Below are 10,667 nucleotides of genomic sequence, written 5' to 3' on the forward strand. Positions count from 1 at the left end.
GTGGGGTAGCCCCCGTGCGCCGCCGCGGATCATCCGACGAATGCGGCATTGCGACGCGCTGACCAGGACCGACGTCCCCCGTGGGCACCCTGAGGACACCCAGGGAATGTTCAGGGTGCCCCCCGGGGGTCTCCCTGGTGTCGCCGTGGGGCCCCGTGGCGGGACGATCCTCGTGTGACCCTCACCGACACCTCGGCGCGCAGCTCCGCGCCCATCGCCACCGCCCGCGGCCTGGTCCGCACGTACGGCTCCGGACCCACGGCCGTGCACGCCCTCGCGGGCGTCGACCTCGACATCGAGCGCGGGAAGCTCACCGCGACCATGGGCCCCTCCGGCTCCGGCAAGTCCACGCTCATGCACTGCCTCGCCGGCCTCGACCGCCCGACCTCGGGCTCGGTCGTCGTCGACGGCGAGGAGGTGTCGACGATGTCCGAGCGGCACCTCACGCGCCTGCGCCGCGACCGCATCGGGTTCGTCTTCCAGGCGTTCAACCTCGTCCCCACGCTCACCGCGCTCGAGAACATCACGCTGCCGCTCGACATCGCGCGCCGCCCCGTCGACCGCGAGCACCTCGACGCGGTCGTGCAGGCCGTCGGCCTCGCGGACCGCCTGAACCACAAGCCCGGCGAGCTGTCCGGCGGGCAGCAGCAGCGCGTGGCGTGCGCCCGCGCGCTCGTCACGCGGCCGGCCGTCGTGTTCGCCGACGAGCCCACCGGCAACCTCGACTCGACGTCCGCGCACGAGGTGCTGTCGTTCCTGCGCCGCTCGGTCGACGAGCTCGGCCAGTCGATCGTCATGGTCACGCACGACGCGACCGCCGCGTCCTACGCCGACCGCGTGCTGTTCCTCGCCGACGGCCGGATCGTCGACGAGCTCACCGAGCCCACCCCCGACACGGTCCTCGAGCGCCTCGGCGCGCTGACCCGTCGGCCCGCCGCGCCCGTGACGGCCGGCTGATGCTCCGGGTGACCCTGCGCGGGGTCCGTGCGCACGCCGTGCGCTTCGCGCTCTCCATCCTCGCGGTCGCGCTCGGCATCTCGTTCGTCGCCGGCACGTTCGCGCTGCGCACGATGATGTCCGACACGTTCCACGGCATCGTCGACGCGTCCGCCCCCGCCGACGCGTACCTGCGCGGAGCCGACGAGGCGCCGAGCGCCGCGTCCGCCGGCGGCGTCGGCGTCGGCGAGGCCCGCACGCCCGTCTCGATCGAGCTGGCCGACGCGGTCGCCGACGTCCCCGGCGTGCGTGCCGCGGTCGCCGACGTCTCCGGTCCGATCGTCCTGGTCGGTGCCGACGGCACAGCCGTGCAGTCCACCCAGGCGCCCTCGATCGCCATCGCGAGCCAGGCCGCCGACCCGACGTTCGGCATCATCGCCGGCCGTGCGCCGGTCGGCGCCGGGGAGGTCGCCCTCGAGCAGAAGACCCTCGAGTCCTCCGGTCTCGCGATCGGCGACCGCACGCGCGTCGTCGTGTCGGGCGAGGTGCGGGACGTCGAGGTCGTCGGCGAGACGTCCGGCGGCGGTCCGATGGCCGGCGCCACGCTCGTCTTCCTCGACCCCGCGGTCGCGGAGGCGGCCTACGCGCCCGACGGGCTCGTGGCGACCGTCTCGGTCTACGCCGAGGACGGCGTCGACGAGCAGCAGCTCGTCGACCGGATCGACGCCGCGATCGACGACGGCACCGTGGGTGCCGCCGCGGACGGTGCCGAGGTCGTCACGGGCGACACGTTGCGCGAGGGCCTGCGGGGCGACATCGACCAGATGCTCGGCTTCGTCACGTCGTTCCTCATGATCTTCGCGGTCATCTCGCTGTTCGTCGGCGGGTACCTCATCTCCAACACGTTCACGATGTCGGTGCGGCAGCGCGTCCGGGAGTTCGCGCTGCTGCGTGCCGTGGGCGCGTCCCCCGCGCAGGTGTTCGCGGTGGTCGTGGGGCAGGCCGTGCTCGTGGGTCTGGTGGGTGCGGCGGTCGGCGTGGCCGGCGGCCTGGGCCTGGTGGCGCTCCTGCGCGTCGTGTTCGAGCAGATGGGCATGGACCTGGTCGGCAGCATCCCGCTCGACGCGACGACCGTCGCGCTGTGCCTCGGCATCGGCGCGGTCGTCTCGGCCGTCGCCGCGGCCATCCCCGGCCGGCGTGCGGCGCTCGTCGCCCCGGTCGAGGCCATGCGCGGCGAGGTCACCGTCCCGGAGCGCTCGCTGCGCGTGCGTGGTCTGGTCGGCGGCGTCGTCGTCGCGCTCGGTGCCGCCGCGGTGCTCTTCGCGGCGCTGCGACCCGAGTCGGGTGCCGCCGAGGGCCTGCTCGGTGCGGGTGCCGGCGTGGTGCTGATCGGCGTGCTCGTCGCGGCGCCCTCGATGTCGCGTGCCGTGGTGCGCGTGCTCGCGGTGCCCTTCGTCAAGGGGCTGCCGCCCGTCGGTCGGCTCGCGCAGGGCAACGTCGTGCGCAACCCGCGCCGCACCGCCAGCACCGCGGGCGCCCTGGTCATCGGCATGGCGCTCGTCGGCGGCGTGTCCGTCATCGCGGCGACCACGCAGGCGTCGCTGGTCTCGACCGTCGAGAGCAGCACGACCGCCGACCTGGTGCTCCGCTCGGCCAACGGCACGATCCCCGCGGGCGCGGTCGGCGACGTCGAGGGGCTGCCCGAGGTGGGCCGCGCCAGCGCGGTGACGTTCGCGCCGGTCGCCGTCTCGCCCGACCCGGGCGTGGACCCCGGCGTCGGTGGCGTCGGCTTCGTCGTGGCCAGCCCGCCCGACCTGCTCGGCTCGACGATCACGGTCGACGTCGTCGACGGCGACACCGACGCGCTCGACGCGACCCACGCGGTCGTCAACCAGAACGTGATCGGCGAGGGCTGGAAGGTCGGCGACGAGCTCGTCGTCCGCACGGCCACGGCGGAGCGGACCCTCACGGTCGCCGCGGTCATCAAGACCCGGGTGCTCGGTGCGCCGGTCCTCGTGACGCCCGACGTCCTCGACGCGCTGGTCCCCGCGGCGTCGCAGCTCACCGACACGGTGTTCGTCGACGCGGCCCCGGGCGTGACCGCCACGCAGCTCCGCTCGGCCGTGACCGAGTCGGTCGCGCCGTACGTGGTGGTCTCGGTCCAGGACCGCGACCAGTTCGTCGACCAGATGGCGAGCCAGGTCGACCAGCTCCTGGTCATCCTGTACGCGCTGCTCGGGCTGTCGCTGCTCATCGCGGTGCTCGGCATCGTCAACACGCTCGCGCTGTCCGTGATCGAGCGGACGCGGGAGATCGGCCTGCTGCGGGCCGTCGGCCTCGGCCGGCTGCAGCTCGCGGGCGTCGTCACGGTCGAGTCGGTGCTCACGGCCGTGTTCGGCACGGTCGTCGGGCTCGGCGTCGGCGTGGGGCTGGCCTCGGTGCTGCCGCGCGTGTTCGCCGAGGAGGGCCTGGACCAGCTCGTCGTCCCGTGGGGCGGCCTGGCCGGGATGCTCGGCATCGCGATCGTGGTCGGCGTGCTGGCCGCGGTGTGGCCCGGGGCGCGCGCGGCGCGGCTGCGGGTGCTCGACGCGATCGCCACGCCGGACTGACGCGCGGTCGCAGGGAGGGGCCGGCACGGGCCGGGTGCGGAGGAGGGAACCGCACCCGGCCCGTCCGGCGTCCGAGGGCTGTCGGGCCGGGGCCGGCCGGCCTCAGGGCTTGTCGGGGGCGACGCCGTGCACGTCGTCGGCCGGGAACCGCCGGTGCGAGTCGGCGAGCTTGGTCCGCGCCGCCTCGCCCAGGTCGACGCCGAGCACGTCCGCGAGCCGCACGAGGTAGACCAGCACGTCGGCCATCTCCTCGGCCGCGCGCGCCCGCCGGTCGGGGGCCGCGAACCGCTCGACCGCGTCCGCCGCCGGCACCCACTGGAACAGCTCGGCGAGCTCGCCGACCTCCCCGACCAGCGCGAGCACGAGCGACTTGGGGTCGTGGAACTGCTCCCAGTCCCGCTCGCGGGAGAACTCCCGCACGGCCGCCGTCAGGTCCGCGATCTCCGCCATCGCGCCATCATCGCGCGTCCGCGCGCACCCGGCGGGACAGTGCGTGGGTGGGCGAGGTCCGGGGCGGCGGCGGGACGACGACGGGGCCGGGTCGCCGCTCGTGGTGAGCGGCGACCCGGCCCCGGTCAGGTGCGCGGGACGTCAGCTCGCGGCGAGGACGTCCACGACGAACACGAGCGTCGAGCCCGCGGGGATGTTGTCCCGCGGCGTGTCGCCGTAGGCCTTGTCCGGCGGCACGACCAGCAGGACCTGGCTGCCGACCTTCTGGCCGACGAGCCCCTCGTCCCAGCCGGTGATGACCTGCTGGACGCCGATCCCGAAGGCTGCGGGCGTGCCCCGCTCCCACGAGGAGTCGAACGGCGTGCCGTCCCACAGCCAGCCGCTGTACTGCACGGTGATCGTCTGGCCGGACTCGACCGCCGGGCCGTCGCCCTCGATGAGGGGCTGCACCACGAGCTCGGTGGGCGCGTCGCCGTCGACCGGCTCGATGGACGGCGTGCCGTCGTCGGCGAGCGTGACGCCGGGCAGGCCCGCGGCCGGCTCGACGGGCGTCCCGACCGCGCGGCTCGGGCGCTTGCCGACGACCTCGCCGACCGCGACGGCGGTCTCCTCGCCCGCGGGCACCGCGAACGCGAAGCGCATGCCGACCTTGTTGCCGACGAGCAGGTCGGAGAGGACGCTGACGAGCTGGCTGTCGCTCACGACGATCTGCTCCGGGGTGCCCTTCTCCCACGTCGAGTTCTCGACGGAGCCGTCGGTGCCCTTCACCCACACGGAGTCCAGGTCGATCATGTCGCCCGACGCGATCTCCTCGCCCGTGCCGTCGTCCAGGACCCGCGCGACCGGGGCCGACACCGTGAACGGCGTGCTGGGCAGCGTGACCGTCGGCTGCGCGCCGACGGCACCCTCGACGACCACGGCCTCGAGCGCGGCGACGTCCTCGGCGGTCGCGGTCGCGTCGGGGGCGGGGGTCGCCGCCGCGTCGGTGGGTGCCGGGGTCGTCGGGTCGTCGCCGGCCTCACCGCTGCACGCGGCGAGGGTGAGGCTGAGCGCCAGCACCGCGGCGGCGGCGCGCAGCGCGGTGCGGGCGGTGGTGGGGCGTCGCACGAGGGGTTCCTCCGGGGGTTGCGGGGTGCCGTCGCTCGACGCGCGACGACCCAGGCACGGTACGCGACGGACCTGGGAGGAGCCCAGGCGGTCCACCCGCGAATCGTTTCGGCGGACGGGCCGGCGTGCGGCGCAGCCCACCCGGGGCGGGCCTCGGCGACCCCTTCCGACGGGTCCCGGCCCCGGTCCGCTTGCGTCTGCCACGGTGTGAGGGTGTGCGGTGACGACATGGATCACGACGACAGGCTGCTGCGGATCGGCGCGTTCTCGACGCTGTCCCGGATCAGCGTGCGCATGCTGCGCCACTACCAGGAGCACGGCGTGCTCGAGCCGGCCGCGGTGGACCCGTTCACGGGGCACCGCTGGTACCGGGCCGAGCAGATCGCCGACGCCCACCTGGTGGTGCTGCTGCGCGACGCGGGGTTCGGGGTCGGGGCCATCGCCGCGCTCGTGTCGTCGACCGGTGATCCCGCCGGGGTCGAGGCCGCGGTCGTCGCCCAGCGCGCGGAGCTCGCGCGCCGGGAGGACGACCTGCGGTCGCAGCTGACGGCCCTGGACCGTGTCAGCACCGCACTGAGAGGACGCACCATGCACGACGTCACGCTCACCACCTTCTCCCCGACGGTCCTGGCGGGCCTGCGCCGGGTCCTGCCCGGCTACTCCGACGAGGGCCGGCTCTGGCAGGAGCTCATGCCCCTGCTCGGCCGCGCGGGCGCCGTCCCGGCGCCCGACGCCATGGCTGGCGCCACGTTCCACGACCCCGACCACCGCGAGAGCGACGTGGACGTCGAGGTGTGGATCGAGGTCGCGGCACCGTTCGAGGCGGCCGCGCCGCTGACGTGCCGCGCCGAGCCGGCACGCGAGGCCGCGGTCGCGACGCTGCGAGGCGACTACGCGGGCGTCGGCGACGTCATGGCGTCGCTCGGCGCGTTCGTCGCCGAGCGCGGCCTGGAGACCGGGCCGATGTTCAACGTCTACCGGGTGGGGCCGCAGCAGAGCCAGGACCCGGCGGACTGGGTCACGGACGTGTGCCTGCCGGTCGTCCGGGGCTGACGGGCACGTCCCCGGGCCCGGCCGCGGATCAGGAGATCGCGCCGGGCCCGGGGGACGCCGCCAGGATCTTCTGGATGCGCGTGGGGTCCCCCCACACGCCGGGGGAGTCGTACGGGCGGTCGGGGAACGCGCCGTAGTCGAGGCGGATGTCCAGGCCGTGCTCGGCGATGAACTGCTCGACGCGGGCACCGAGCGGCACCGGCTCCCCGGAGCAGCAGTTGATGACGCCCGTGACCTCGGACTGCAGGACCGCCGCCGCGATCTGGTCGCCCAGCTCCCGGACGTCGATGAAGTCGTACCGGTTGGACCCGGACGTGAAAGGGAACGTGGTCCGTCCCTCCGCGGCCGCCGCGGCGACCTTGGCGAAGACCGACGAGCTCCGCGACTCGTCACCGACGATGTAGAAGCAGCGGAGCCACTGCAGCTCGGTCGGGCCGCCGGCGTGACGCAGCAGGAGCGAACGTCGCAGCGCGTCCTTGGCGATGCCGTACTGCGACCGCGGGTCCGTCGGGGTGTCGGCGGTGATCGGGCCCTCGTGGTAGCCGACCTCGTGCATCGAGCCGAGCACCGCGATCCGGGTCGTGCCCGCGGCGGCGACCGCGTCGAGGAACCGGACGTGGTCGGACAGCCGGAGCATGTGCACGGGCGAGTCGTGCACGAAGCCCGCCTCCCACGCGAGGTGCACGAGCACGTCGACGTGACCGACCTCGTCGAGCAGGGTCTGCGTGTCGCTGAAGATGTCGTGGTGCGTGACGGTCACGCGCGTCCCGGTCTCGTCCAGCGCGCCGTGCCGGTCCACCGCAACGACGTCGGCCCCTCGCGCGACGAGCGCGTGCACCACGTGGCGGCCGATGTACCCGGCCGCTCCGGTGACGAGGACGCGGGTCACGGCGCGACCTGGTCGCAGGCGCGCCTGGTGAGCGGGTGGGCGCACACGGTGGGCGCGGTGCTGAGCATGCGGACTCGCCTTTCCACGGGGGTCGGCGCCGAGGATACCGGGACCGGCCCGACCGGCCCCGTCACAGCAGGCGGCGCGAGTCCGGGTGGACGACGCGCAGCCAGCGCCACCCGTACCCGTCGAGCTCGACCTCCAGACGGCCCTTGTCGTCCGGCACGTGCTCGTCGTCCTCCAGGAGGTCGATGAGCCGGCACGTGCCGTCGGTGTCGGGCAGGTGCAGCGGCACGCGCACGGCCTCGGGGCCGAGGTTGTGCAGCGCGACGGTCGACGCGTCCTGCCACGTCGAGCGGTGCGCGAGCACCGAGCGGTGCGGCTGGTCGAGGATCTCGACCGCGCCCGTCCACCCCAGCTCGGGGCTCTCGCGGTAGCGTCGCGCGAGCTTCTGCACGAAGTTCAGCAGCGAGTCCGGGTCGCGGCGCTGGTCGGACACGTTGACGTGCGCGGGCCCGAACGCGCCCTCGGTCACGGGCCCGGCCAGGCGCGACGGCGCGGCGTCCGAGAACCCGCCGTTCTTCCCCGACGTCCACTGCATCGGCGTCCGCACCGCGAGCCGGCCCTCGGCGGCGAGGTTCTCGCCCATGCCGATCTCCTCGCCGTAGAACAGCACGGGCGTGCCCGGCAGGGTGAACAGCAGGCTGTAGACCATGCGGACGCGGCGCGGGTCGCCCTGCACCATCGGCGGCAGGCGGCGCCGCAGGCCGCGGCCGTAGAGCTGCACCTCCTCGTCGGGGCCGAACGCGTCGAACACCTCCTGCCGCTCGGCGTCGCTCAGCTGGTCGAGCGTCAGCTCGTCGTGGTTGCGCACGAACGTCGCCCACTGCGCGTCCGACGGGATCACCGGCCGGGACTCCAGCACGTCGGCGAGCACGCGCGCGTCCTGCCGCGCGAGCGCGAGGTACATGCGCTGCATGAGCACGAAGTCGAACTGCAGGTTCAGCTCGGCGCCCTCGTGCTCGCCGTCGTCGTCGTGGTCGCCGAAGAACAGCCGCTGCTGGTCGTACGGCAGGTTGACCTCGCCCATGAGGATCGAGTCGCCCGTGCGCCGCGAGAGGAACGCGCGCAGCTGCTGCAGGAACTGGTGCGGGTGGTCGACGTCGTCGCCCTTGCCGTTCGCCGCGTCGGCCAGGAAGAACGGCACCGCGTCGACGCGGAACCCGTCCAGGCCCAGCTGCGCCCAGTAGCCCACGACCTTCGCGATCGCGTCCCGCACCTGCGGGTTCGCGGTGTTGAGGTCGGGCTGGTGCCGGTAGAACCGGTGCCGGTACCAAGCGCCCGCCTGCTCGTCGTACGTCCAGATGCCGTCCTCCTTGTCGGGGAAGACGACCTCGTCCGACGTGTCCGGCGGCGGGTCCTCGCGCCACACGTACCAGTCGCGGTACGGGCTGTCCTTGGACCGGCGCGCGGCGCGGAACCACGGGTGCCGGTCGGACGTGTGGTTGACGACCAGGTCGGCGATGACGCGGATCCCGCGGTCGTTCGCGGTGCGGATCAGCTCGACGAGGTCGCCGCCGTCGCCCAGGCGCGGGTCGACCGCGTAGTAGTCGGTGATGTCGTAGCCGTCGTCGCGGTCCGCCGTCGGGTAGAACGGCATGAGCCACAGGCACGTCACGCCGAGCTCGGCGAGGTGGTCGATCCGCTGCACGAGCCCGGGCAGGTCGCCGATGCCGTCGTCGTCCCAGTCCATGTACGTCTCGACGTCGAGGCAGTAGACCACCGCGGACTTCCACCACAGGTCGCCGGTGTCGCGGATCCTCACGCGCGCACCGCCTTCAGCGGGGGCAGCACGTGCTCGGCGGCCATGTCGACGAACGCCTCCAGGGACGACGACGGGGACGTGCGCACCTCGGTCGCGTCGGGGTGCTTCTCGTCCGACGGCACCACGTCGGTCGCGACCTGGTGCAGGTAGACCGCGTCGAACCCGATCTCCGCGAGCTCGACGAGCCGTGCGGCCAGCCGCTGCGGGTCGTGCTCGACCAGGACGGAGGTGCGCAGCACGTCGTCGTTCACCTTGTCGGCGATCGCGTCGAACGCCTCGGGCGTGTCGAGGTCCCACGCGACGGGCGGCCCGATCGCGTTGCCCGCCCACTGCTGGCGCGCGAGCCGCAGCGCCTCGTCCTGACTCGGGGCGAACGACACGTGCACCTGCAGCGACGCCTCGCCGCGGCCGCCCGCGTCGCGGTACGCGCCGAGCACGCGGCGCAGCGTCTCGGGCGGCTGGTTGACGGTCACCAGCCCGTCGGCCCAGCGCGCGTGGTTCGCGGCCGTCGCCTCGGTGACCGCCGGGCCGATGAGCAGCGGCTTCACGTCGGGCAGCGTCCACAGCTTCGCGCGGTCGACCGTCACGAGACCGTCGTGCGTGACCTCCTCACCGTCGAGCAGCGCGCGGATCACCTCGACGCACTCGACCAGCCGCGCGTCGCGCACCGGCTTGGGCAGCCAACCGTCCCCGGTGATGTGCTCGTTCATGTTCTCGCCCGAGCCCAGCGCGACCCAGACCCGCCCCGGGTACATCGCCGCGAGCGTCGCCGCCGCCTGCGCGACGATCGCCGGGTGGTACCGCTGCCCGGGCGCGTTGACCACGCCGAACGGCAGCCGCGTCGTCGCGAGCGCCGACCCCAGCCACGTCCACGCGAACCCGGAGTGCCCCTGGTGCGCCGACCACGGCGCCCAGTGGTCGCTGCACATCGCGGCGTCGAAGCCGCGCTGCTCCGCGAGCTGCGTCGCCGCCAGCAGCGCGGAGGGATGGACCTGCTCGTGGGAGTTGTGGAAGCCGACGCGCACCATGCGCCCCTTTCCTACCGGCTGGACGCCCGACCCGCTCGTCGAGCGGCGGCGCGGGTCGGCGCCGTGCCTGGGGGAGTCCGCCGGGAGGCCTCAGCCCCGGGCGCCCCGCGCCAGGACCCCCGCCTGCAGCCGGGTGCGGACCCCGAGCTTCGCGAGCACGTGGCTGACGTGCGACTTCACGGTCGTCTCCGACACGACGAGCCGCTCGGCGATCTCGGCGTTCGACAGCCCGTCGCCGAGGCCGTCGAGCACGTCGCGCTCGCGGGCCGTGAGGGTCGCGAGCCGCTCGTCGTCCGGGCCGGGCGTCGGCTCGGGTGCTGCGGCGGGCTGCGTCGCGACCGCGTCGAGCAGGCGCCGCGTCACCTCGGGGGCGAGCACGCCCTCGCCGCCCGCGACCCGCCGCACGGCGTCGACCAGCTCGGCCGCGCCGACGGACTTCAGCAGGAACCCCGCCGCGCCCGCGCGCACCATGCCCAGCACGTACTCGTCGAGGTCGAACGTCGTCAGCGCGACCACGTCCGCGAGCCGCTCGCCCACGATCGCCGCGGTCGCCGTGATGCCGTCCGTGCCGGGCATGCGCACGTCCATGAGCACGACGTCGGGGCGCAGCGCGCGCGCCTGCCGCACCGCGACGTCGCCGTCGGACGCCTCGCCCACCACCTCGACGTCGCCCGACTGCTCGAGCATGAGCCGCAGGCCCGCGCGGATCGCGGCGTGGTCGTCGGCGAGCAGCACCCGCACGGGCGTCATCGGGGGTCCTCCGGGGTGGG

9 protein-coding genes are annotated in these 10,667 nt (G+C 74.4%); 3 read left to right on the top strand and 6 right to left on the bottom strand.

The annotated features are described in order from the left end of the window. The first annotated feature begins 174 nt into the window (after positions 1–174). On the top strand, positions 175–957 hold the full coding sequence (locus ATM99_RS12775; RefSeq protein WP_062103273.1) for an ABC transporter ATP-binding protein: 783 nt from the start codon (positions 175–177) through the stop codon (positions 955–957). Continuing rightward, on the top strand, positions 957–3,545 hold the full coding sequence (locus ATM99_RS12780) for an ABC transporter permease (protein WP_062103274.1): 2,589 nt from the start codon (positions 957–959) through the stop codon (positions 3,543–3,545). Before ATM99_RS12775 ends, ATM99_RS12780 begins: the two co-directional genes overlap by 1 nt. A gap of 102 nt (positions 3,546–3,647) precedes the next feature. On the opposite strand, the gene ATM99_RS12785 is transcribed toward ATM99_RS12780, so the two are convergent. Together ATM99_RS12785 and ATM99_RS12790 are read right to left on the bottom strand one after the other, a co-directional pair. Continuing rightward, positions 3,648–3,995: a nucleotide pyrophosphohydrolase gene (locus ATM99_RS12785; protein WP_062103275.1), complete on the bottom strand. Its 348-nt coding sequence runs from the start codon at positions 3,993–3,995 to the stop codon at positions 3,648–3,650. A 141-nt stretch (positions 3,996–4,136) separates the two neighbouring features. Then, positions 4,137–5,102 carry an FKBP-type peptidyl-prolyl cis-trans isomerase gene (locus ATM99_RS12790; protein ID WP_062103276.1) on the bottom strand — a complete coding sequence of 322 codons (966 nt, stop codon included), beginning with the start codon at positions 5,100–5,102 and terminating at the stop codon, positions 4,137–4,139. A 228-nt stretch (positions 5,103–5,330) separates the two neighbouring features. On the opposite strand from ATM99_RS12790, the gene ATM99_RS12795 reads away from it, so the two are divergent. Continuing rightward, on the top strand, positions 5,331–6,155 hold the full coding sequence (locus ATM99_RS12795; protein ID WP_082659707.1) for a GyrI-like domain-containing protein: 825 nt from the start codon (positions 5,331–5,333) through the stop codon (positions 6,153–6,155). A gap of 28 nt (positions 6,156–6,183) precedes the next feature. Here ATM99_RS12795 and ATM99_RS12800 read toward each other — a convergent pair whose 3' ends face one another. From ATM99_RS12800 to ATM99_RS12815, 4 genes are all read right to left on the bottom strand, one after another. After that, on the bottom strand, positions 6,184–7,044 hold the full coding sequence (locus ATM99_RS12800) for an NAD(P)-dependent oxidoreductase (RefSeq protein WP_062103277.1): 861 nt from the start codon (positions 7,042–7,044) through the stop codon (positions 6,184–6,186). 130 nt (positions 7,045–7,174) lie between these two features. Then, complete coding sequence (locus ATM99_RS12805; RefSeq protein WP_062103278.1) at positions 7,175–8,869, bottom strand: alpha-amylase family protein; 1,695 nt, start codon at positions 8,867–8,869, stop codon at positions 7,175–7,177. Continuing rightward, complete coding sequence (locus ATM99_RS12810; RefSeq protein WP_062103279.1) at positions 8,866–9,897, bottom strand: TIGR03885 family FMN-dependent LLM class oxidoreductase; 1,032 nt, start codon at positions 9,895–9,897, stop codon at positions 8,866–8,868. Before ATM99_RS12810 ends, ATM99_RS12805 begins: the two co-directional genes overlap by 4 nt. A 90-nt stretch (positions 9,898–9,987) precedes the next feature. Then, complete coding sequence (locus tag ATM99_RS12815; protein WP_062103280.1) at positions 9,988–10,647, bottom strand: response regulator transcription factor; 660 nt, start codon at positions 10,645–10,647, stop codon at positions 9,988–9,990. Positions 10,648–10,667: the final 20 nt, after the last annotated feature.

It is taken from the genome of Cellulomonas sp. B6, assembly GCF_001462455.1.
Taxonomy (GTDB): Bacteria; Actinomycetota; Actinomycetes; order Actinomycetales; family Cellulomonadaceae; genus Cellulomonas.